Origin of the sequence: Pseudothioglobus sp. nBUS_23, assembly GCF_051201565.1 — a bacterium.
GTDB lineage: Bacteria > Pseudomonadota > Gammaproteobacteria > PS1 > Pseudothioglobaceae > Pseudothioglobus.
This window is the reverse complement of the sequence record NZ_CP179200.1, coordinates 1,664,073-1,688,423: the sequence shown is the minus strand read 5'-3', so window position 1 is coordinate 1,688,423 and position 24,351 is coordinate 1,664,073. Positions and strand designations below refer to the sequence as shown.

Sequence of the window (24,351 nt, the reverse complement as noted above, 5' to 3'; positions counted from 1 at the left end):
TTAGCACTCAATAAAGCTTACTGCTAAACCGCCGAGAGAGGTTTCTTTATACTTGTTAGACATATCAAGGCCTGTCCTCTTCATGGCTGCAATGCATTGATCCAGGGATATTAAGTGCTCACCGCTCTCTCTTAAGGAGAGTGAGCTTGCTGTATAGGCTTTAACCGCTCCAAAGCCATTTCTTTCAATACATGGAACCTGAACAAGTCCCTTTACTGGATCACAAGTCATACCGATATGATGTTCAAGAGCCATCTCAGCAGCATTTTCAATTTGTTCACTTGTGCCACCTCTTGCAGCGCACAACCCTGCGGCTGCCATAGATGATGCAGAGCCAACCTCACCCTGACATCCAACTTCCGCTCCAGAAATTGAACTATTATGTTTGATTAGGCCACCAATAGCAGAGGCTGATAAAAGGAATTGCCTGATTTGCTCTGGCGTAGCTGCCTTGTGCTTGTAGTAATAGTATAAAGTCGCCGGTACAACCCCTGCAGCACCATTAGTAGGAGCTGTAACAACCATATGTCCAGCAGCATTTTCTTCATTAACAGCCATGGCATATGCGCACAGCCAATCGCTAGAGCCAGCATTTTCTTTATCATTTTGAAGGCTCTCATGTAATTGCTTTGCTCGCCTTTTGGTATTCAGTCCTCCAGGCAAAATCCCCTCAGTTGTTAGGCCTCTCTCAACACAGGTTTTCATTGCATTCCAAATTTTGTCTAGCTCTTGATTCAGTATCTTTTCTGGAATATTTTCTAGCTCATTGGCTTGCTTCATTTCCCAAATCGTTTTGTTATGTTCTTTTGACATTTCAAGCATTTGATCTGAATTGTCAAATGGGAATGGATAAGCTGAACTTGGCTCTGCAGCAATTGGTGCTTCAACATTATCAATTTCTTCTAACGTAGATATAAAACCACCTCCTATTGAAAAATAGGTATTTGAAATTAGCAAGTTATCAGATTTATCGAGTAGTTCAAAAACAATGCCATTTGGGTGTTGCTTTAATGAGTTGCGAGTATCGAAAATAATATCCTCTCCAGCAAAGAAGTTTGCTTGCATGTCATCAGTAATTTCTATAGTCTTTGAATTCCATGTTCGGTCAATGACCTCATCCATATTCTCATCAATTATGGTATTTGGGAGGAAGCCATTAAGGCCTAATACGACTGCCCTATCGGTAGCATGACCGACACCAGTATAGGCTAATGAATCTTTTAAAGTGCATCTAACATGATAGCCATTGTTGCTAGGATTTGTCTCAATAAAATGACGCACATCACTCAGAAATGCATTAGCCGCAACCATAGGACCCATAGTATGAGAACTGGAGGGACCAATGCCAACTTTAAATAGGTCTAAAACACTGATAAACATGGTAAATTTAATGACACAAAAAATTGCCATTCTACATTATGAAATAAACTCTAGCCATTAAAAAATTCACTAAATGTTGAATTGTTTTAGAGCACTTTTATCATCAAGTAATTAACTATAATACAAACACTAACTCCATATTTTATTGACAAATAAGCTACAAAATGAATGACCATTTAAATCGACTTCATAGCCTTCTTGATAGATTTCATGCTGGAAATGAAAAAGCTAGTCATCCTGAGGCTCAGCCTAGTGAATCAGATCAGTTAGCAGCTTATATCGTTTGGCTTGATATTGAACCAATGATACCCGAGCGAACTTATAGTATTGATTTTCAGACTGAGACTACAACTGTCCAAGTAACTGATCTTAGCTTTAAAATTGATGTCAATTCACTAAGTCAGCTTGCAGCCAAAAAGTTGGAGCAAGATGAGATTGGTTATTGTAAGCTGTCCCTGGGTCAGAGGGTTTCTTTTGATACATACTCTAGCAATCAAAAAACAGGCTTTTTTACAGTTTTGGATACATTTAACAATTCGATTATTGGCGTAGGATTAATTGATTTTTCTTTAAGGCGCGCTCAAAATATCAGCTGGCATAAAACAAATATTACACAAGAGATTCGTTCTAAAAATAAACAGCAAAAGCCATGCGTTTTATGGTTTACAGGGCTTTCAGGTTCAGGAAAATCAACTATTGCCGACGAACTTGAGAAAAAACTCCATGAGCTTGGGAAGCATACAATGCTTCTCGATGGTGATAATGTTCGTCATGGCTTGAATAAAGATTTAGGATTTACAGACCAAGATAGAGTTGAGAATATTCGCAGAATTGCAGAAGTTTCAAAACTCATGGTTTCTTCTGGATTAATTACTATAGTTTCATTTATATCACCATTTCGTTCTGAGCGTTTAATGGCGAGGAAATTATTTAACGATGGCGAGTTTATTGAAATTTTTATTGATACTACAATTGAAGTTTGTGAAGCTAGAGACTCTAAAGGACTCTATAAAAAAGCAAGAGCTGGACAATTAAAAAATTTCACAGGTATTGACTCCAATTATGAGGAACCTGAGATGTCAGAAATTGTTCTTCAAAATAGTGACTCAAATATTGATGATCTTGTGGATAACATTCTTGATTATCTTAGAACAAACTCAAATATATAATAATTAATTAACTATTTAATTAGCATCTACAATGGCAATATTATTAGCATCTACTGATTTCTGGGAAGATATGGAGGTTTGGTCTAGTGGCCTTCAAGATGCTATGCCAGAGATGGATGTTAGAGTCTATCCGGATGAGGGGGACGTTAATGATATCGAGTATGCAGTCGTCTGGAAACATCCAAGAGGAATTCTCACAAGATACCCGAATTTAAAAGCAATCCTATCATTAGGTGCAGGAGTGGACCATGTCATTAGTGATCCTGAATTGCCCGATGGGCTTCCTATAGTTCGCCTGGTCGATAAAAAATTAACCCATGAAATGATCCTTCATTCTCTGCACTGGGTTTTGCATTTTCATAGTGACCAGTATCTTTATAGAATTCAGCAACAAAGTCGTGAATGGATTCAGCAAAGCTCAGTGCAATCAGAAGATCGTACTATTGGAATCATGGGTCTAGGCAACATTGGCAAAGCAATTGGCGACTCACTTATTAATTTAGACTTTAAGGTTATTGGTTGGGGCGCAAGTCCAAAAAGTTCACTTGGGGCTATTGAATATTATTATGCCCAGGAGCAGCTATCTGGGTTTCTTAGTCAAACTGATATACTCATTAATGTTTTGCCATTAACTGAAAATACTAAAGATATATTGACCAAATCTGAGCTTAGTTATCTTCCTAAAGGCTCGTTCATCATTAACATCGGAAGGGGCGGTATTATTAATGAGAATGACCTGTTATCTATATTAGATACAGGGCACATAGCTGCTGCAGCTTTGGATGTTTTTGCAGAAGAGCCACTCCCTGAAAATAATTCACTTTGGAATCATCCTTCTGTCTATGTGACTCCTCACATAGCGGGTCAAAGCAACCCTAGCTCTGCGGCAAAAACAATTGCTGAAAATATTCGACTTTTAGAAAAGGGTCAAGACCCCTATCCCATCTATAGCTTGAATAGTGGGTATTAATCAAATCTGCATTTAGCTAAATTACTTGACAAAATTTGATTCTAAATTAGAAGATTTACATTTAGTTTCTAGTAATCAATTTATTTATATGAATTCATGGGCAATTGAATTCAACTAAAAAGACTAATCTTATATAATATTGTTTTTTTGAGACAAAATCTAATGTCTATTGGAAGTGAAATAAGAATAACTCCATTCCATCAAATGCATGTTGATGCAGGAGCAAAAATGGTTCCTTTTGCGGGCTATGAAATGCCTGTGAGTTACCCCCTTGGAATAAAAAAAGAGCACAATCACACAAGAGAAAGGGCTGGGCTGTTTGACGTATCCCACATGGGACAAATTAGATTATCTGGTGAGCATGCAATGAGTGCCTTGGAGTCATTAGTTCCAGTTGACATTATTGATTTGCCCTTAATGAAGACGCGCTACGCCCTTTTCACAAGTGAAAATGGCGGCGTATTGGATGATCTCATGGTTACAAATCTTGGAGATAACACTTTATTTCTAGTTGTCAATGCCGCATGTAAATATGATGACTATGAGCATTTAAAGCGCCACCTGGGTTCAAGCTGTGAATTAGATTTACATGATGATTTAGCTTTGTTGGCCTTGCAAGGTCCAAAAGCTAATAAGGTTTTAAGTGAGCTTGCTCCTTCGGTCAAAGAGATGACATTTATGACTGCTAAGCAGGTGAAGATTAATGAAATCGATTGTTTCATTACGCGCTCTGGATATACAGGAGAGGATGGTTTTGAAATCTCAGTGTCAAATCAAGATGCTGAAAGCCTTGCAGATATTTTATTGTCAAGTGAAGAGGTTGAATGGATAGGATTGGGTGCAAGAGATTCATTACGTCTTGAAGCAGGCTTATCTCTCTATGGGCATGAACTTGATACTAACCACAGTCCAGTTGAGTCCTCCTTAAATTGGGCGCTTTCAAAAGTAAGAAGGCTAGGTGAAGAGCGCGAGGGTAATTATTTAGGTGATAATATTATTTTAAAGCAACTTGAAAATGGTTCTGATACAAAAGTAGTTGGCTTACTACCAGAAGGAAGGATGCCGGTTAGAGATGGAGCAATAATTCAAGATGAAAATGGAACTCAAGTTGGATATGTCACAAGTGGGGGTTTTGGCCCAACTTTAAATAAGCCAATATCTATAGCAAGACTAGAGACAAAAGTATCAAATAGCCAGTCCAAACTTTTTGCGCTGGTCAGAGAGAAGAAAATAGCAGTCGAGATTATAAAACTGCCATTTGTTAAACACAACTATTACAGAGTTTAAACATTAATAAGGAGAGGTAATGAGTATTAAGTATTCTAAAGATCATGAATGGGTTGATGCTAAAGAAGATGATTTAGTAGTAATTGGAATCACGGATTTTGCTCAAGAGCAATTAGGTGATTTGGTTTATGTTGAGCTGCCTGAGGTTGGTGATGAGTGCACAAAGGGTGAAAATATATCTGTCATTGAATCAGTGAAAGCTGCTTCTGATCTGGTTGCACCTGTTTCTGGCTCAATTATTGAGGTGAACAGCAGATTAGAGGATGAGCCAGAGATTGTGACTGAGGATTCAATGGGCGAAGGTTGGTTTATTAAGGTTAAGTTATCAGACCCAGCAGAGCTTGATGAGTTGATGGATGAAGAGGCATACAACGCATTTATTGAAGAATAGAAGAACTGAAAGAGAGAAGTTAATGAAGGATAAGATTGAAGATTTATTGAATAATGACGCTTTTACCAATAGGCATATTGGATCATCAAGCGCACAAAAAAATCAAATGCTCGATTATCTTGGTTTTGATAACTTAGATAAATTAATTGATGAAATAGTGCCAGATGTTATTCGTCGAAAAGAGCCAATGAATATTGCTGATGGGATGTCAGAGCTTGCTGCACTTAAACAGCTAAGAAATCTAGCAAGAATGAATATTCGATACAAGTCTTTCATCGGTCAGGGCTATTACAATTCAATCACCCCTCCAGTCATTCAGCGAAATGTTGAAGAAAATCCAGCTTGGTACACTTCTTATACGCCCTATCAGCCTGAGATTTCTCAAGGCCGTCTTGAGGCATTAATGAACTATCAAACCATGGTTTCAGATTTAACTGGTATGGATTTAGCCAACGCCTCCATGCTTGATGAGGCGACTGCTTGCGCTGAAGCAATGACATTGAGTCATCGCGTTAGCAAGTCAAAAAGTAATGTTTTTTTTGTTGCAAATGATTGTTACGCCCAGAACCTTGAGGTTATTAAGACAAGAGCAGAGCCATTGAACATTGAAATAGTTTTTGGTGATCCTCTAGTTGATTTAAAAGGTCTTGATTGTTTTGGTGTTCTGCTTCAGTATCCAAATACCTATGGGGCTTTTAGTGACTATTCAAAATTGATAGACTCTATTCATGAAAAAAAGGCACTTGTTACTGTGAGTGCGGATCTGCTTGCATTAACTCTGCTTAAACCACCTGGTGAAATGGGCGCAGATATTGTGGTTGGGAATACTCAGAGGTTTGGAGTTCCAATTGGGTATGGCGGCCCTCATGCTGCTTATATGTCGACTAGAGACAAATTCAAACGTTCTATGCCAGGCAGAATTATTGGTGCGTCAGTTGATACAAAGGGAAGGCTTGCTTATCGATTGGCACTGCAAACTAGAGAGCAACATATACGCCGAGAGAAAGCGACAAGTAACATTTGTACTGCTCAAGCACTATTAGCTATTATGGCTAGTATGTATGCAGTCTATCATGGTCCAGAGGGACTTAGAAACATAGCGCGTCGTATTTATAAATATGCCAGTGTTTTTGCTGATGGCATGAAAGATATGGGATTTAATGTCATTAATGACTCTTATTTCGACACCCTCTCTATTGAAGTTAAAAATTCAGATGCAGTAGTGATGCAAGCTGAAAAAAATGGCTACAACATTAATGTATTCAGTAAAACCCTTGTCTCAGTTTCATTTGATGAGCTCAGTACTCCTGAAGACATAGAGTTCTTATGGAGAATTTTCAATACTGAGTCTGAATTGAGCGCACAGTTATTATTTGAAAAAAATAAATCAAAAATCAAAAAGAATTTAAAGAGGGAATCTGATTTTCTGACGCATGATGTTTTTAATACTTATCGCTCGGAAACCAACATGATGAGATATATTCGTTATCTGGGAGATAAAGATATCGCACTCGATCGTTCTATGATTCCGTTGGGCTCTTGCACAATGAAACTGAACGCAGCAGCAGAATTGATTCCAGTGAGTTGGCCAGAATTTTCTCAAATTCATCCCGCTGTTCCTATGAACCAGGTGATTGGTTACCAGCAAATGATTAGTGAGCTTGAGGAGATGTTGTGTGAGGCGACTGGTTATTCAGCAATTTCACTTCAGCCCAACTCTGGTGCGCAAGGAGAGTATGCTGGATTAATTGCAATAAGAGGATATCATCGAAGCAGGGGTGATGAAAATCGAAATATCTGTTTGATTCCATCATCAGCTCATGGCACAAATCCTGCTTCTGCTCAGATGGCTGGAATGAAAGTTATAGTGATTGATAGTACAGATGATGGCAATATTGATCTTGATGATTTAAGAGCAAAAACGAAAGAGCATGAAGAAAATCTAGCTGCAATAATGATTACATATCCTTCTACTCATGGTGTTTTTGAAAAAGATGTGAGAGAGGTATGTGATATTGTTCATGATGCAGGCGGCCAAGTATATATTGACGGCGCGAATATGAATGCTATGGTTGGGCTCTCTGCTCCAGGGGAGTTTGGCGGGGATGTTTCTCACCTGAATCTTCACAAAACGTTTGCTATACCTCACGGTGGAGGGGGTCCGGGTGTCGGCCCAATTGGAGTGAAAGAACATCTTATAGATTTTTTACCAAGAACGCCACTCAATAATACTGATGTTGGTAGTATTTCAGGTGCCCCTTGGGGATCAGGCAGTATCCTCCCTATAAGTTGGATGTACATCGCAATGCTCGGAAAAGATGGCCTTTATGAGTCAACATGCAACGCTATCCTAAATGCAAACTATATCGCTAAGCGACTCGGGGAGCACTATCCGATTCTTTATAGTGATGAGAATGGACGGATCGCACACGAGTGTATTATTGATATTAGACCGATTAAAGACTCAGTAGGAATAAGCGTTGATGATGTCGCTAAGCGTCTAATAGATTTTGGTTTTCATGCCCCTACAATGTCTTTTCCAGTTGCTGGAACGTTGATGATTGAGCCAACAGAGTCTGAGTCTTTGGATGAGCTTGATCGGTTCTGTGAGGCAATGATTCAAATAAGAAAAGAAATCAAGAAGGTTGAGTCGGGTGAATATTCTACAGAAGATAATCCATTAATTAATTCGCCACACACTTTAGAAATGGTAACATCAACCCAATGGGAGTTTTCGTATTCCAGGGAAGAGGCAGCATATCCTGTCGAGAGTTTAAGGCGAGTGAAGTACTGGCCGCCAGTTTCTAGAGTGGATAATGTCTATGGTGATAAGAATTTAGTTTGTTCTTGTCCAAGTATTGAAGATTATAAGTAGACTTTTATGAAATCATTTTTGATTAGCGTTTTGGGAGACGATAAGCCTGGGCTTGTTGACGGCCTGTCAAAGATTATTGTTTCAAACAATGGTGACTGGATTGAGAGCAATATGTCTAGTTTTGAAGGCAAATTCGCTGGAATTCTTAAAGTCAACGTGCCATCAAGTGACGCTTCTAAACTAAAAAAAGATTTAACTTCCGCATCTTTAGGTCTTCAAATTGCTTGTGAGGAAACTCTGCCAATTGATGAGCTGAGTAATGTTAAAAGTTATAGCATCGAGCTTATTGGGCAAAATCATGTTGGAATTATTAATAAACTTTCCCACGTTTTGGCGGACGAGTTGAAAGCTAATGTTGAAGAGTTAAAGACTGAAATTATTGATGCCTCGATGTCAGGAGAGCAGCTTTTTAAGGCTCAAATTACACTTCATATACCTAGTGATCTTGATGAGCATCTTGTCAGAGACAAGCTCGAGCTTATAGCTGATGAGATGATGGTAGAGATTTATTCATACGAGAGCTAGGTCAGCTCTAGAACTTCAATTAAAAATTTCCATGTGCAATAAAAGCGCTATTTCTATAGCTTTGTTTGCCATAATTGAATGGTTCGCTATTCGGCATTAAGACTTTGCCACCTGCGGACCTTAATACAGCATCTCCCGCTGCAGTATCCCACTCCATTGTTGGGCCAAATCTAGGATATACATCTGCTTCACCACAGGCCACCAGACAAAATTTCAATGATGAGCCTATTGAAATGGTTTTGTTGACATTGTTAATTGTTAGCCATTCATCTGTGGTCTCATCACGATGAGATACACTCGCAACGGCTACAGGGCCAGAATTTGGAACCGCTCTTATTTTAATCTCCTTAGTGTCACTCGCTGACTCCTCAAAAGCGCCTGTCGAGATTGATGCAAAGAACATACGATTAAGTGCTGGTGCAAAAACAACCCCTAAAGTTGGGATGCCATTTTCAATAAGGCCAATATTCACAGTAAAAGAACCAAGGCCATCTTTCTTTAGAAACTCTTTTGTTCCATCAAGCGGATCAATCAGAAAAAATTGATTACTAGCCTCTAATTTATGGCTATTGGTATTCTCTTCAGATACTATTGGGATGTCAGGAGTGATTTTTTTGAGTCTACTTAAGATGACTTTTTCAGCAGCCTCATCTGCAAGAGTAACCGGCGATCCATCATGCTTATAGTTAACATCAATAGAACTTTCATAGATCTTCATTATTTCACTGCCAGCGTCTCTAGCCACTTCTCGCAATTCAGTGAGTAGTTCGGAATATTCTATGTTTAGCATTTCTTAATAGGAGTGATGCTACTTGATAATGTTATGCTCTGGCCCAAACGGAAACTTAGTGATGTCATATGCACTGTCCTCAGTCAAAACCATCACATCATGCTCTCTGTAGCCTCCGGCACCAGGTTTACCTTCAGGAATCATGATCATAGGCTCCATGGATACGACCATATTTTTTTGAAGGACGGTATCGATATCTTCTCTCAGTTCTACGCCTGCTTCACGGCCATAGTAATGAGATAGAACACCAAATGAATGGCCATAGCCAAATGTTCTACTTTCAAGCAAGCCATACTCTTCAAAAATTTTATTAAGTTCAAGAGCTATATCTTTGCAAGCAACCCCTGGCTTGATTAGTTTCATCCCCTCTTCATGAACTTTTACATTGATCTCCCAAAGCCTCAATGACTCATCATCAACATGGTCATAAAACAGGGTTCTTTCAAGTGCAACATAGTAGCCCGCAATCATTGAAAAACAGTTAAGACTGAGGATGTCTCCTTTTTGAACTTTTCTTGTTGTCACAGGGTTATGCGCACCATCAGTATTGATTCCAGACTGAAACCAAGTCCAGGTATCCATGAGCTCTGAGTGAGGATAGCGTTTAGCAATTTCTCGAACCATAGCTTGAGTAGAGTGAAGAGCCACTTCGTGCTCAGGAACGCCCTCTTTAATCGCTTCAACAAGAGCCGCCCCACCAATATCACAAACGTTAGCACCCTGAATAATGTGAGCTATTTCTTCATCTGATTTAACTGATCGCATTTTCATGCAGTCAACAGAAATATCAATAAATTGTGATTGGTCAAATGCAGCCTGGAGTTTATCTAGACGCTCCTTGGTGATATGATCAAACTCAATCCCGATTTTTCCACCATTATTCACAATCTGCTGTAGTGCGTAAAAAAAGCTATCCTTTTGCCAGTCTGTATAAACCAGGTTGTCTCCAAACGTTCTTCTGAATGGCTGACCACCATCAATATTTGCTGTCACCGAAGTTACTTTATCTTGAGTAACAACCAGTGCGTATGGCCTCCCAAAAGAACAGTAAAGGAAGTCACTGTAGTAATTGATGCCATGTATAGAGGTAAAGATTACTGTGTCTATATTGCTTTGAGCCATATGTGCCCTTAGTTTTCTTTGTCTATTTTGGTATTCTTCATCACTAAATGTGTGAACTATATTCTCACCATTAGGAATGTGAATTGTTCTTGGCATGTTCATAGTAACTCCTGTGTTTGCGTTAATTTGTGCGGATGTTAGACAATTTCGCTAAGTATAGCAAGCTTTTTATAAACAAAATATTTTAAGTTTTTATACATGAAGTGATGGTTTTTTAAAAGATTTAAATTTATTGTGATTTTTTTAAAACAGTTTCACGAACGAATGTATAAAGTCCTGAGGCTACTACAATCGAAGCTCCAATTAGAGTTAAGCCATCTGGATTCTCATCAAGAATGATAATTGCAAGCAACATAGCAAAAACTATCCTTGAATATCTAAAAGGAGATATAACTGACATTTCACCAATTCTTGAAGAGATAACAAGAGAGTAATAAGCAATTACACCAAAGGCAGATGCGCCAATAAAATAAATAATTTGATTAGATGTAGGAAGTACCATTGGCGAGTTAAATGGAATGATTAGAATGCCTGAGATTCCAAAAGCTATGAAGGCATATAGTGCTATTGTTACCGAAGGAAGTTTAACTTGCATAGCGCGAGTTGCTAAATCTCGAGCTGCAAGAAAGACGGATCCAAGTATTGCAAATATTGATGCTGGCATAAATCCCTCGAAGCCAGGACGAACAATCAATAATACACCTATAAAGCCAATAAATACAGCTGTCCAACGCCTCCAACCTACTTTTTCTTTAAAAAATACTACAGCACCAATTGTTACTAATAATGGCGATATTTGTAGAATTGCTGTGGCAGATGAAAGAGGTGTTAAAGCGATTGCTGTAACAAAAAAAACTGCTCCTAAGAGTTCACAAATTGTTCGAATTATTACGTGTTTATTTAATAAATCTTTATGAATAATTGGTGCATTCTGTAGAAGTGCAATAATGAAGAATATAAATGTACCAGTAAACCCAAGAATTATTATTACTTCTGATATTGGAAAATAAGTTGAGAGCAATTTAATAAAAAGATCCTCAAATGCAAAACCTGCCATAGCGAGAATCATAAATAAAATGCCCTTTAAGTTCTCCATCTTAATTCATCCTAATTCAAAGTTGAATTTTAACTGGAGCCGTGATTTCTTGAGTACTTATTTATTGCTTGGGGTGACCATTGTTTTACTGCCCCTTCAACTGGTTTAAAAATCTCAACTTGCAGGGGATAGCATGCAGCCGCATCACTCGAGTGACTGGAGCTGCAATCACCACCTGGACATGCTGACAACCCGCAAACAAGATCAATTTCGGCAAAGAATTCTATATAGTCATCGGGGCGAACTGGACTAGCTTTCATAAAATACTGATGCGTATCTTTGGTAAATCCAGTGCACATAAAGACGTTAAGTACATCATGAACAAGATGCTCAATTTCATTAATTGGTTTTTGTTGATGAGATGAAAGTGCCCTGCATAAGTTAGAGTGACAACAGTAATGGTACTCCTCACTATTAAGAGCAACATGGGTATAAGGGTCACAACGAGTTCCAATGACATCATGGACGCTACCACCATCATCATCGTAACCATACCAATCCAAAGTGTCATGAGTAATAGTGGCCATCGGTCTTAGAAATGGCAGGTTTGAATAAAGTCTATCACCAGTGCTTACATGAGTCCCGTAAAGCGCTCGTGTTTTGCCACTGAAGAATCGTTCATTCATATTATTCTTATGCCATAGATTTAAATCACCGACCTGTGGGCCTTCTCGACTAATAATTCGAAAAAAGTATCCAGCCGGAACTTCAAAAGTTTTTGCATCTCTTGGGGGAATAATGATGGACTCCACGAGATCCATATTTGAACTGGCATTTATATAAAAATCTTGATCAAAGGCTGGCAGATTATCAATAGGATAAGAAATGACTGGCTTCATTGCTCGTCTAATTTCAGCGTCATTGGGTTCTGGGCTTAGGTTAATTGTTTTCATAGTTGTCTCCTATTAATAGAGCTAAATTTGTTGTCTCTAGTTTATATGGTTTTTCCAAAACCACCACCTCCAGGCGTTTTAAGTATAAAGAGATCATTTTTACCTACTTCAATTTGTCCTTTAGTTTCAAGATGTGTCACGCTCTCATCAGAATGAATGACATAGTTTTCACCAAGAGCACCTGACCCTCCTCCAGATAAGCCATATGGCGGTATTTTTCTATGACCCGCGATGACATTAACTGTCATTGGTTCAAGAAAGCGCAGCCTTCGATCTACTCCATTTCCCCCAGGGTGCAAACCTTTGCCACCTGAACTTTGCCTGATACTAAAGGATTCCAGTTTCACTGGGAAGCGCCATTCCAAAACCTCAGGGTCAGTGAGTCTTGAGTTAGTCATATGGGTATGAACTGCACTACAACCTGGCTGATTGATACTAGCCCCTGAGCCACCACAGATAGTTTCGTAATTTTGAACTTTGTCGTTACCCCAAATAAAGTTATTCATTGTTCCTTGTGAAGCTGCATAATTTCCAAGAGCACCAAGCAAGGTATCAACAATGTATTGAGATGTTTCCACATTGCCTGAAAAAACTGCAGCAGGGTATTCAGGGTTAATCATTGATTTTTTGGGAATGACTAAATTTAAAGGTTTTAAGCATCCCGAATTTAGGGGGATATCATCATCGACTAGGCAGCGAAAAACATAGAGTACTGCTGCATAACAAATTGCGCTGGGTGCATTATAGTTTCCTGGGTGTTGGTCGCTAGTACCTGTAAAGTCAATAGTTGCAGATCGATTCAATTTATCTACTCTGATAGATACTGAGACTTGATGACCATCATCCATCTGGTAGGTAAAACTTGAGTCACTGAGAACATCTAGCACACGTCGAACCGATTCCTCTGCATTGTCTTGTACGTGACCCATATAGGCATGAACGACCTTTATTCCATATTGCTCAATGACTTTTTGAAGCTCTTGAGAGCCTTTTTCTGCCGCTGCAACTTGAGCCTTTAAATCCGCAATATTTTGAACTATGTTTCTTGCAGGGTAGTCCGCTTGAGTCAATAAGTCAGTTATTTCATCTTCAAGGAATATACCTTTAGAGACGATCGTAAAGTTGTCGATTAAAACACCCTCCTCCTTAATATGAGTTGAATTTGCTGGGGCTGAGCCCGGAACTGTCCCTCCTATATCGGCATGATGCCCTCTTGTTGCAACATAGAAAATCACCTCCTCATTCGAGTCATCAAATACAGGCTTTATTAGGGTGATATCTGGCAAATGAGTGCCACCATTGTAAGGCGCATTAATTAGAAAGGCGTCTCCAGAACTCATAGTCAGTGAATTTTCACGAATAATAGTTTTGATGGATTCACTCATCGAACCTAAATGAACTGGCACATGAGGTGCATTTGCAACGAGCTCACCTGTCGGAGAGAATATTGCACAGGAAAAGTCTAGACGCTCTTTGATGTTCACAGATGAGGCCGTATTCTCAAGAACCATACCCATTTGTTCTGCAACATTCATAAATAAGTTATTAAAAATTTCTAACATGATAGGGTCTACACTTGTTCCAATTGCATTCTGCCTCAGAGCTTTTTGTGTACGAGTTAAAATTAAATCCTTACTGTCTTTGAGGATTGCCTCCCAGCCTGGTTCAATTATGAATGTTGAGGTTGGCTCAATAATGACAGCAGGTCCAGAGATTTTTTCATTTGGTTTGATGTTGTCTCGATTATAAAAAATAGTTTTTTCGAGTTTCCCATTCATAAATACATCTTGAGTTGTTAGAGACTCAGTGATTAATGTATTGTGAGAATTTACCTGAGAATTCAATTGCCCACTTTGACATGCCACCTCTGTCTGAATTGATTCAATGATGATGGCCTTTTCTGGCGATATGAATCCAAACCTTGAAATATGAGTCCTCTCAAAGTTTGATTTCATGACTGAAAAGTTAGCAAATGTAACTGGTAAGGATGTGTCCGAATCTTTATATCTTAGATAGACTCGATCAGTATATTGGAATAGTTTTTCGTTTAAGTTTTGAGAAACTAGCTCTTGTCGACCATTGGCATGAAGCTTTTTAAAGTCCTTATTCAATAGATCTATTAAGCTTGCCTCTAAAGGTAATTCAACTGCTAAATCATTGATTGTGCGGCTATCAGCAAGTCCAATACCGTAGGCAGATAAAACCCCTGCATAGGGATGGAGGTGTATTTTTTTGATGCCTAATTTGTCTGCTACCATGCACGCATGTTGTCCTCCAGCCCCGCCAAAACAAGAGAGTGTGTAGTCGCTGACATCATAACCACGCTGAACTGATATTTTTTTGATTGCATTTGACATGCTATCAATAGCAATGGATAAAAAGCCTTCGGCAACTTCGAGCGGAGTAACAGTTGTCTTAGTGCTTGATGAAATTTCTGTAGCTAGAGAGGTAAATTTTCTTTTAACAATATCAATATCAAGTTTTTGATTGCCATTAGGGCCAAATACGTTTGGAAAGTAATCTGGGTTTAACTTGCCAAGCATCACGTTACAATCTGTGACTGTCAAAGGACCACCGTTGCGATAACAGGCTGGACCAGGAAAAGCTCCAGCTGATTCTGGACCGACGCGATACCTCGCTCCATCGAAATGAAGAATAGAGCCTCCACCTGCTGCAACAGTATTGATGAGCATCATTGGCGATTTGAGTCGGACACCGGTAACCTCAGTCTCAAGAGTTCTCTCATATTCTCCGCTGTAGTGACATACATCAGTTGAGGTGCCTCCCATGTCAAAACCTATCAGTTTTCTTAGTCCAATTGTTTCTCCAGTTTTGACCATTCCAACCACGCCGCCTGCTGGACCTGAAAGAATAGCATCCTTCCCTTGAAAATAATTGGCATCGGTTAAACCGCCATTGGATTGCATAAACATTAATCGACCATAGTTCGATTGGCTGGGTCCAAGTTCAGCTCTCACTTGATCAACATAGCGACGCAGAATAGGAGACAAGTAGGCATCGACTACTGTGGTATCTCCTCGAGGTATGATTTTCATTAGTGGACTTATTTGATGACTTACAGAAATTTGGGTAAACCCAATTTCTTCAGCAATTAAGCTAATTTGCCTTTCATGCTCTTGATATCGGTATCCATGCAACAACACAATTGCAATAGATCTAAAGCCCTTAATAAAGGCCTCGGTTAATATTTTTTTTGTATCTATAGTGTTAAGCTGTTTTAATACTTTCCCTGCCTTATCAACTCGTTCATCAATCTCAACCACTTCAGAATATAGCATTTCAGGGAGCTGAATATCTAAAGAAAATAATTTAGGTCTTTGTTGGTATCCAATTCTTAAAATATCTGCAAACCCTTTCGTGGTTGCCAATAGTGTTTTTTCTCCTTTTCTTTCAAGGAGTGCATTGGTAGCAACTGTAGTGCCCATTTTGATAGACTCAATTTGATGAATTGGAATAGCTTCTTTATCTTTTAACGATAACAAGTCTCTAATGCCCTGAATTGCAGCATCCTTATAGTGCAGAGGGTTTTCAGATAACAGCTTGTGGCTTGAAAGCTCACCATCTGGATTTTTACTGATGATATCAGTAAATGTTCCACCTCTATCAATCCAGAATTGCCACTTTGGTTTTTCACTAATATTCATCAAAAACTTAAATCAATTGACTCGATACATGAATTATATAGGCAAAAAATTATTGTGATTTTCTTAACTTGAGTATTAAAAAATGATTGACATGAAATTATTTTAGGAACAAAATGCGGGAATTAGTTTTAGTCAAATATTAAAAGGGGTTAATCAGTTGAAGAATAGCTATTTACTGGGTTTTTTTCTTGTTGTTGTAAGCGGTGTTATCTGGAGCTTTGGAGCGCCACTCGTAAGATATCTCGAAGATGCCGAAAGTTTTAGGCTGCAGTATTTGCTATACAGAGGTTTAATCATAACTTCAGTCATACTCATATTTGTTCTTTTTAGGGAAGGAAGGAACTTTTTCCAGACCTTCAAGAGAATAGATTCATGGAGCCTTATTGGTAGTCTTGTTATGTCTGTTACATTCTTTGGTTGGATTTATGCATTAACTACAACCACAGTCGCAATCACTCTGCTCATGCTTGCCGTGTCCCCAGTTTTGTCAGCATTTTTGGGATACCTTATTCTTGGCGAGAGACTGAGTAAAAGCACACTACTTAATATGCTCATTGTAGCGATAGGCATTACCATAATGGTTTGGGATACTGATAAGTCAGCAACCATCATCGGCGTTATCTACGGATTTTTTGTAGCTCTAGGTTTTGCTATATATACCATTACGATCAGAAAGAACCCTGAGGTTCCTAAGTTATTAACCCCTGCTCTTGCTGGATTCTTTTGTATGATCTGGGCAACAATTCTTATTCTTTTAACTGGTAGTGGCTTTGAGATGCCATCAGCTAATATTGGTATCAGCATGACACACGGTCTTGTTGTTGGTATTGGTCTAATATTGTATGGGCTGGGTGCAAAATACCTGCCTAGTGGAGAGCTCGTCATGCTCTCTCTGCTTGAAGTTGTATTGGGTATTTTTTGGGCATGGCTTCCAGTTCTTGGAATTCATGAAGTCCCAACAAGAAATACGTTGATTGGAGGGTTAGCAATTTTATTTGCGATCATTATGCAGGGAGTCTATGCTCGAAAAAAACACCACATTCCAATGCCATAAACTACTGTATTAACTGTGTTTTTTTGTTTTGAATGAAAGATTGCTTTAGCAAGCTTTAATTGTTAAAATTCCCACATTTTTATCTAATAACAATTCAATAATTAATTAGATATATTTACATTTTTCGTAATTAATAATTACCTACATGAACCAGCGTTTATAGAGTTATTAATAGACTCTGATGCTACAATTGAGTGTTTTAGAATGGGCGTAAGTTGAATGAACGAATTAGTCTTTCCAAACATTAATATAGAGGGCCTTGCTCGATGGACGGGAGATGTTTCTCCGCTGGAATGTATTCATATAAAAGATGAAACACATAATGTAAAAAGTTTTACCTTTAAATCGAAGAAGGATGCTTGGTTTCAATTTTTACCAGGGCAGCACACAACCCTTTTTCTGAAAATTGATGGAAATGATGTGATGCGAACTTACACTATTGCATCAACTCCAACAAGACCTAACACCATTACTATTACAAACAAACGAATGGCTGAGGGTGTTGTGACAAACTGGATGCACGATAATTTGAAAGTTGGTGACTGTGTTGATGCTCTTGATATCGGTGGTTCTTTCAGCGTAGCACTAGATAAGCCAAAGCCTAAAATTTTGTTTTTATCAGGGGGAAGTGGCATTACTCCAATGCTCTCGATGATAAGATATTTTTATGATCTTTCAATCGATGTGGATATTGCATTTGTTCATAATGCACAATCTGAAAAGGATTTGATTTCAAAAGACGAGCTTGAATTTTATGAATCAAACCAAAGTGATTTGAAAAGCCATTATGTTTGTGATGTTTCTAGTGAGGGTTGGCAAGGACCCACTGGTTTTTTGAGCCACGAGATGCTCCTCAAGCTTGTTCCAGATTTTGTGCAAAGAGAAATCTATTGTTGTGGACCAGAGCTTTATATGCAGAATGTGAAAAAAATACTTGAATCAGCTGCTTTTGATATGAATTTCTACCACCAAGAGAGCTTTGATATAGAGAGTTCAACTGCTCAAAAAAATATGGCAATCAATGCCGAATTGCCGGAACATAAAGTTACAAAAAGTGAAATAAATGAATATAATGTCACGCTTAAAAAGAGCGGCGATGTTTTGCCTTGTGGAAGCAATACAAGTATCTTAGTTTCTATTCAAAAACAAGGTATTACTGTTCCATTTGCATGCTCACAAGGTTTGTGTGGAACTTGTCGAACAAAAATGCTAGATGGAACTGTTGAAATGGATGCTCAAGGCGGACTTTTAAAGTCGCATGAACAAGAGGGATATATTTTGACTTGTTGCTCTTATCCAACAAGTGATATTGTGCTTGATTTATAGATTATTAGTTGAGTTAACGTTATGCAAAAAAAATATTCATGGTATTCGCTATTAAAAGCAGGATTAGCTAACCAGGACTGGGATAAGGCGATACCATCATCAAAGCCTAAATCAAAATATGATGTCATTATTATTGGCGGTGGCGGACATGGTCTTGCTACAGCTTACTATTTGGCTAAAGAGTGCGGTATTACTAATGTAGCTGTAGTTGAGAAGGGTTATATAGGTGGAGGTAATACTGGAAGAAATACGACAATTATTAGATCCAATTACTTGAGAGATGAAGCATCCAGTCTTTATGAGCACTCAATGAGACTTTGGGAGGGATTAAGTGAGGATTTAAATTTCAATGTTATGTTTAGTCAAAGAGGTGTATACAATCTTGGACATACACTCCAGGACATGAGGGATATTGAAAGAAGAGTCAATGCAAATGTTTTAAATGGTGTCGATGCTGTAGTTGTTGACCACAAAGAAATCAAAGAACAAATTCCAATAATTAATACATCGAAAAATGTCAGGTATCCAATTATGGGTGCTTCTTTTCAGGCTCGTGCAGGGGTTGCTCGACATGATGGCGTAGCCTGGGGGTTTGCTCGCGCTGCATCAAACCTTGGTGTCGATATTATTCAAAACTGTGAAGTAATTGATATTGAAGTTGAAGAGGGTCGCGTCAAAGGAGTTAAAACTACTCAGGGCGATATATTAGCAGACCGTGTAGGATGCGTTAGTGCTGGCCACTCATCTGTCATAGCAAGAATGGCTGGATTGAGATTACCTGTAGAAAGTCATCCATTACAAGCTTTTGTTTCGGAGGCAATGAAGCCAATTCTCCATACTGTTGTCATGTCCAATGCTGTTCATGGGTATGTTAGTCAGAGCGACAAGGGCGACCTAGTTATTGGCGCTGGTATTGATGGTTATAATTCTTATGCTCAACGTGGCAGTGCGAAAATAGTCGAACATTGTGCTGCAGCAATTCTTGAATTATTTCCAATTTTTTCTAGAGTTCGTATGAATCGTCAGTGGGGAGGAATTGTGGATGTCTGTCCTGATGCCTGTCCTGTGATTAGCCCAACAAAGGTTCAGGGGCTTTATTTCAACTGCGGTTGGGGTACAGGGGGCTTTAAGGCCACTCCTGGGTCAGGCAATGTTTTTGCTCATACAATTGCTCAAGACAAGCAGCATGATTTAGCTGTGCCATTTCATATTGATCGCTTTACAACGGGTGCTCTGATTGATGAGCATGGCGCTGCTGGCGTAGCCCACTAGTTTATTTGAAGGTAATATTATGTTTTCAATTCACTGTCCATATTGCAAAGAACCTAGAGACCAAAATGAATTTTCACCTGCAGGAGAAGCGTTTATAGCAAGACCTGAAAATCCTGAAGCCTTAGGTGATGAAGAATGGGCTGATTATGTATTTTATAGGACTAATTTAAAAGGTGACCACTGGGAGCAATGGGTACATACTTCTGGGTGTCGAAAATATTTTTTAGTTAAAAGATCTACCATTAGTCACGAAGTTATCGAGGTTGCGACTTTTGAGGAAATAGATAGCGAGAACGCGTCATGAGAATAGAGAAACATTCAAACAGCCTTATCGATTACAACCAGCCCTTAAGCTTCGTTTTTAACAATAAAGCCTATAAGGGTTTCAAAGGCGATACTTTAGCGTCAGCCCTAATTGCCAACAATGTTTTATATTATGCAAGAAGTTTCAAATACGGACGAAAGAGAGGCATTATTGGTGCTGGAGTTGAGGAGCCAAACGCCCTAGTTTCGCTTGAAATTGGTGGCAGATATACGCCTAATATGAAGGCAACTGAAATCATGCTTTATGATGGCTTAAGTGCGGTCAGTTCAAGCAACCCGCATTCGATTGACTTTCGTGCAATGATTAAGCCACTGCATCGTTTTATGCCAGCTGGTTTCTACTATAAAACCTTTATCAAGCAGAAGGTTTGGTCAATTGTTGAGGATCGTCTCAGGTCATTATCAGGCTTCTCAAAAGCGCCTTCAGAGATTGACGAAGATGTTTATGATCATATTTTTCAACATACCGAGGTGCTCGTAATCGGCGGTGGTGCTGCAGGAATGAGCGCCGCACTTGAGGTTCTTTCTAGTTCAAAGAAAGCCAGAGTTATCTTGGTAGATGAGCGAGAGAATTTAGGTGGTGAATTAACCAATGAATTTACAACTGATCAAACTGCAACTCTTTGGTATCAAGAAACTAAAGAAAGACTTTTAAAGTATAGAGATGAAGCAGGCTCTAGGCTAAAAATTCTAACATCTGCAACTGCTTATGCATGGTATGACCATAACTATATTGAAGTATTGCAGACTATTGGAACTGGCCAGTCAATGATTCAAGAGGGCGTTCAGTCTGCAAGAAAAGTACTTCATAAGATTAGGACTAAAGAAGTCATCTTGGCGACAGGTGCGCATGAGCGCCCTATGTTGTTTGAGACAAATGATTTGGCAAATATTATGTTAAGTCAGTCTGTAAGACGATACGTAAACGAATTCAATGTAGTTGCAGGAAAAGAAATTGTTTTATATGGTAATAATGACAGTATTTACAATACCGCAATTGATTTAAGAAAACATAATGTTGAGTCTAAGGTCATTGACGTTAGAGCATCTGGCGTCGAAAGTGACATTGTTTTAGAGGCAAGAAATTTAGGAATAGAAGTTTTTCAAGGTTTTGCTATTCTTAAAGCAAAAGGCAAAAGTAGAGTTACTGGTATTGAAATCTCTAAGGTGGAAATGCAAGCTAAACCTCCACATTGGAAGTCAAAATGGAGGTTGACTGGAGATACTCAAACTTTAAATTGCGATTTATTAGCAACGTCAGGAGGATTTAATCCGGTAGTGCATTTAGATTGTCATTGCGGTGGAAAAACATATTTTGATGAAAATTCACAATCATTCTTGGCACAAAAAGATCGCAAGAATAGACAGTTATGTGGAGCTGTAAACTCTATAGGGTTCTGGAAAGATGCAATAGCTGATGCAAAGAATAAAGCACAATTAACTCTGCTCTCTCTGGGTGAAGATAATAAAGTCAATCCACAAGAACTCACTAACCAAAGCCGCAATTATTTCAATGTTGATCAGTTTTTTACTCCACTTGAAATTCTCAATAAGCCAAAAGTTTTTATTGATCTTCAAAACGACGTCACTACTTTGGACGTTTCACTTTCTATTAGAGAGGGATACCAATCAATAGAGCATATTAAGAGATATACTGCAATGGGCTTTGGAACTGACCAAGGAAAAACTGGAAATATTAATGGTATTGCTGTAGCCGCAGAATTTCTTGATGCCCCTATGTCTGAAGTTGGCACGACTACATTTAGACCAGCTTATACAGGTGTTGATTTTGGAGCAATGGCTGGAAGAGAATTAGGGGATTTTTTCGATCCACAAAGGTTCACAACAATTCACGACTCACATGTCAATAGTGGTGCTGAATTTGAAGTGGTTGGGCAGTGGTATAGGCCATGGTATTATCCAAAAGATGGTGAGGACATGCATCAAGCCGTTAATAGAGAGTGTCGTGCTGTTAGAACTTCACTCGGAATGATGGATGCTTCAACTCTTGGAAAAATCGATATTCAAGGTAAGGATGCTAGAGAATTTTTATCAAGAGTCTACACCAATGCATGGATGAAGTTAGCACCAGGTAGCTGTCGCTATGGGCTCATGTGCAATGAGAAAGGAATGATTATTGATGATGGTGTTTCAACTTGCATTAATGATAACCATTTTATTATGACAACTACAACAGGTGGTGCTGCAAGTGTATATTCGACACTAGAAATGTGGCTTCAAACTGAGTGGAGTCATTTAGATGTGCATCTAAGTAGTGTAACAGATCAGTTTTCAACAGTTGCTGTGGTTGGGCCGAATGCGCGCAAATTGATGAAAAAGTTATGTTCAGATGTTGATTTTGACAGCAAAAATTTTAAGTTTATGCAGTGGCGCCCGGGAACTGTCTGTGGTGTTAAAGCAAGAATTATGAGAATCAGCTTTTCTGGTGAGCTGGCTTATGAAATAAATATTGAAGCAAACTTTGGGCGTTTTATATGGGATGAGGTTGCTCGTGAAGGTAAGGAATGGAACATCACCCCATATGGAACTGAATCAATGCATGTTTTGCGGGCTGAAAAAGGCTTCATTATAGTGGGGCAGGATACAGACGGTTCAATGACGCCGATGGATGTTAATATGAACTGGATTCTAGCAAAGAATAAGCCTTTTTCTTATATTGGGCGTCGTTCATTTAGTATATCCGCACTAAAATCGGAAGATAGATTGCAATTAGTTGGCCTTCTAACCAAAGATGATCAGGTTGTGCTTCCTGAGGGAGCACATATTATTAATAATAAGGGCGTCTCTGTTGGTTATGTAACTTCAAGCTACTACAGCCCAGCTCTTGGAAGATCAATCGCATTAGCTCAACTTAAAGGTGGACTTTCAAAAATGTCTGAGACTGTCCTTGTGAAGATTGTTCAGGAAAAGCAGGGCCTTAAGGAGATACCTTGTGAAGTTTCAAGTAGTGTCTTTTATGATACTAATGGAGAAAAGGTAGATGGCAATGAGTAAAAATAGTAGTCATGAGAATATGGAACCAGAATTCAGATCAACTTTCAATACACTAATTGACGAAGAAGGCTTTTTAGTCAACCAGGAAGGCGTCAGTTGTCAAGAAGTGATAGATCAATCTCTACTCATTTTAAGAACATCTAAAGACTCTAAAATGAATATCAAAGTAGCAAAAGATATTTTTAATATAGAGCTTCCTGGGCCATTACTAGCGACCTTTGGCGATTCAGATTTAAAATGCTTTTGGGTCAGTCCAGATGAATTTTGGATCTCCCTAAGCGCTCAACAAATGTTGGAAATTGAAGAGAAGACTAATAAACTTCCTCTTGGTATTTCTATCACAAACAATTCAGCTGCATATGGAACTCTTGAGTTTAGAGGCGATAAAACCACTGACCTATTGAGTCGATGGATGAGTTATGATCTCGAAGGGTCCCTTCAAGATGGAAAAGCTGTTTCAACTACTTTTGGACAAGCACCAGTTTTTGTCTATCGTGAAAAAAAGAATATATTTATGATGATCAGACATTCATTTTCACACTATGTCGCCGGATTATTAAAGGACAGCGCTAAAAGAATTTAGGGCCAATATTACTGTAAGATGTTAGCCATGGATAAAGTCAATTTTATTTGCATGGAGGATGGCACAGCGGAAGAGTATGCCTTCCTTGATACACTAGAATCTCAATATGTTCAAGACTTACCTTCTAGGCTTATTGATGCTCTAAAGGCTTTGGATTCAAGTCTATCAGGCTATCAAATTAGTCGATTAGAACACTCTCTCCAAGGTGCAACTAGAGCACTATTAGCTAAAGAGGATTTAGAAATGGTGATGGCAGTTTTATTTCATGATATTGGTGACTCTCTTGCACCATACTCGCATTCTGAAATGGCCGCTGCTATTCTAAGGCCATTTGTTTCAGAGAAAATATATTGGATTATTAAGCATCATGGAGTATTTCAGATGTACTATTACGCTCATCACTCAGGCGGTGATAGAAATGCCAGAGAGGCATTTATTGACCACCCTTGGTATGCTGAGGCAGTAAGGTTTTGTCATGATTATGATCAAAACTGTTTTGATCCCAATTACGATTCAAAGACATTGGAGTTTTTTATACCTATGGTAAATGAGTTTTTTTCACGACCTAAGCTCGATGACCCAGAGAGAGTTGCCAGGTTTGGTCAGGAATAAAG

Annotated in this window: 19 protein-coding genes; 13 read left to right on the top strand and 6 right to left on the bottom strand. The window is 38.7% G+C overall.

Annotated features, from left to right (window positions below; translation table 11 throughout):
* A complete protein-coding gene (locus tag ACMAZA_RS08620) occupies nucleotides 1-1,380 on the bottom strand; it encodes an L-serine ammonia-lyase (RefSeq protein ID WP_435190499.1) in 1,380 nt (459 codons plus the stop codon).
* 164 nt (nucleotides 1,381-1,544) lie between these two features.
* On the opposite strand from ACMAZA_RS08620, the gene cysC reads away from it, so the two are divergent.
* The 6 genes from cysC (at nucleotide 1,545) to ACMAZA_RS08590 (ending at nucleotide 8,597) form a co-directional block, all read left to right on the top strand.
* The gene (cysC, locus tag ACMAZA_RS08615; RefSeq protein WP_435188745.1) at nucleotides 1,545-2,549 is read left to right on the top strand and encodes an adenylyl-sulfate kinase; all 1,005 of its coding nucleotides are present in this window, start codon (nucleotides 1,545-1,547) and stop codon (nucleotides 2,547-2,549) included.
* 31 nt (nucleotides 2,550-2,580) lie between these two features.
* The gene (locus ACMAZA_RS08610; protein WP_435188743.1) at nucleotides 2,581-3,519 is read left to right on the top strand and encodes a 2-hydroxyacid dehydrogenase; all 939 of its coding nucleotides are present in this window, start codon (nucleotides 2,581-2,583) and stop codon (nucleotides 3,517-3,519) included.
* Between the two features lie 162 nt (nucleotides 3,520-3,681).
* Entirely contained in the window at nucleotides 3,682-4,806 is a 1,125-nt protein-coding gene (gene gcvT / locus ACMAZA_RS08605) for a glycine cleavage system aminomethyltransferase GcvT (protein WP_435188741.1), read from the top strand.
* Between the two features lie 19 nt (nucleotides 4,807-4,825).
* The gene (gcvH, locus tag ACMAZA_RS08600) at nucleotides 4,826-5,197 is read left to right on the top strand and encodes a glycine cleavage system protein GcvH (protein WP_435188740.1); all 372 of its coding nucleotides are present in this window, start codon (nucleotides 4,826-4,828) and stop codon (nucleotides 5,195-5,197) included.
* A 22-nt stretch (nucleotides 5,198-5,219) separates the two neighbouring features.
* Nucleotides 5,220-8,072 (top strand): aminomethyl-transferring glycine dehydrogenase, encoded by a 2,853-nt coding sequence (gene gcvP / locus ACMAZA_RS08595; protein WP_435188738.1) that lies wholly within the window; start codon nucleotides 5,220-5,222, stop codon nucleotides 8,070-8,072.
* Nucleotides 8,073-8,078: 6 nt separating this feature from the next.
* Entirely contained in the window at nucleotides 8,079-8,597 is a 519-nt protein-coding gene (locus tag ACMAZA_RS08590; protein ID WP_435188736.1) for a glycine cleavage system protein R, read from the top strand.
* Nucleotides 8,598-8,616: 19 nt separating this feature from the next.
* Here ACMAZA_RS08590 and cysQ read toward each other — a convergent pair whose 3' ends face one another.
* From cysQ to ACMAZA_RS08565, 5 genes are all read right to left on the bottom strand, one after another.
* A complete protein-coding gene (gene cysQ / locus ACMAZA_RS08585; RefSeq protein ID WP_435188734.1) occupies nucleotides 8,617-9,387 on the bottom strand; it encodes a 3'(2'),5'-bisphosphate nucleotidase CysQ in 771 nt (256 codons plus the stop codon).
* A gap of 18 nt (nucleotides 9,388-9,405) precedes the next feature.
* Nucleotides 9,406-10,611 (bottom strand): M24 family metallopeptidase, encoded by a 1,206-nt coding sequence (locus ACMAZA_RS08580; protein WP_435188733.1) that lies wholly within the window; start codon nucleotides 10,609-10,611, stop codon nucleotides 9,406-9,408.
* Nucleotides 10,612-10,738: 127 nt separating this feature from the next.
* Complete coding sequence (locus ACMAZA_RS08575) at nucleotides 10,739-11,605, bottom strand: DMT family transporter (protein WP_435188731.1); 867 nt, start codon at nucleotides 11,603-11,605, stop codon at nucleotides 10,739-10,741.
* A gap of 29 nt (nucleotides 11,606-11,634) precedes the next feature.
* Nucleotides 11,635-12,498 (bottom strand): urea carboxylase-associated family protein, encoded by an 864-nt coding sequence (locus ACMAZA_RS08570; RefSeq protein WP_435188729.1) that lies wholly within the window; start codon nucleotides 12,496-12,498, stop codon nucleotides 11,635-11,637.
* Nucleotides 12,499-12,539: 41 nt separating this feature from the next.
* The gene (locus ACMAZA_RS08565) at nucleotides 12,540-16,163 is read right to left on the bottom strand and encodes a hydantoinase B/oxoprolinase family protein (RefSeq protein WP_435188727.1); all 3,624 of its coding nucleotides are present in this window, start codon (nucleotides 16,161-16,163) and stop codon (nucleotides 12,540-12,542) included.
* A gap of 157 nt (nucleotides 16,164-16,320) precedes the next feature.
* Here ACMAZA_RS08565 and ACMAZA_RS08560 point away from each other — a divergent pair, with 157 nt between their 5' ends.
* The 7 genes from ACMAZA_RS08560 (at nucleotide 16,321) to ACMAZA_RS08530 (ending at nucleotide 24,349) form a co-directional block, all read left to right on the top strand.
* Complete coding sequence (locus ACMAZA_RS08560; RefSeq protein WP_435188725.1) at nucleotides 16,321-17,217, top strand: DMT family transporter; 897 nt, start codon at nucleotides 16,321-16,323, stop codon at nucleotides 17,215-17,217.
* A 219-nt stretch (nucleotides 17,218-17,436) separates the two neighbouring features.
* Nucleotides 17,437-18,543: a 2Fe-2S iron-sulfur cluster-binding protein gene (locus tag ACMAZA_RS08555; protein ID WP_435188723.1), complete on the top strand. Its 1,107-nt coding sequence runs from the start codon at nucleotides 17,437-17,439 to the stop codon at nucleotides 18,541-18,543.
* A gap of 21 nt (nucleotides 18,544-18,564) precedes the next feature.
* Complete coding sequence (locus tag ACMAZA_RS08550; protein WP_435188721.1) at nucleotides 18,565-19,815, top strand: sarcosine oxidase subunit beta family protein; 1,251 nt, start codon at nucleotides 18,565-18,567, stop codon at nucleotides 19,813-19,815.
* A gap of 19 nt (nucleotides 19,816-19,834) precedes the next feature.
* Nucleotides 19,835-20,119 (top strand): sarcosine oxidase subunit delta, encoded by a 285-nt coding sequence (locus tag ACMAZA_RS08545; RefSeq protein WP_435188719.1) that lies wholly within the window; start codon nucleotides 19,835-19,837, stop codon nucleotides 20,117-20,119.
* Nucleotides 20,116-23,154, top strand: a complete 3,039-nt coding sequence (locus ACMAZA_RS08540) for a glycine cleavage T C-terminal barrel domain-containing protein (RefSeq protein WP_435188718.1) — start codon at nucleotides 20,116-20,118, stop codon at nucleotides 23,152-23,154. The genes ACMAZA_RS08545 and ACMAZA_RS08540 overlap by 4 nt, the downstream gene beginning before the upstream one ends.
* Nucleotides 23,141-23,737 (top strand): sarcosine oxidase subunit gamma, encoded by a 597-nt coding sequence (locus ACMAZA_RS08535; protein WP_435188716.1) that lies wholly within the window; start codon nucleotides 23,141-23,143, stop codon nucleotides 23,735-23,737. The genes ACMAZA_RS08540 and ACMAZA_RS08535 overlap by 14 nt, the downstream gene beginning before the upstream one ends.
* Before the next feature lie 27 nt (nucleotides 23,738-23,764).
* The gene (locus ACMAZA_RS08530; protein WP_435188714.1) at nucleotides 23,765-24,349 is read left to right on the top strand and encodes an HD domain-containing protein; all 585 of its coding nucleotides are present in this window, start codon (nucleotides 23,765-23,767) and stop codon (nucleotides 24,347-24,349) included.
* The last annotated feature ends 2 nt before the right edge of the window (nucleotides 24,350-24,351 follow it).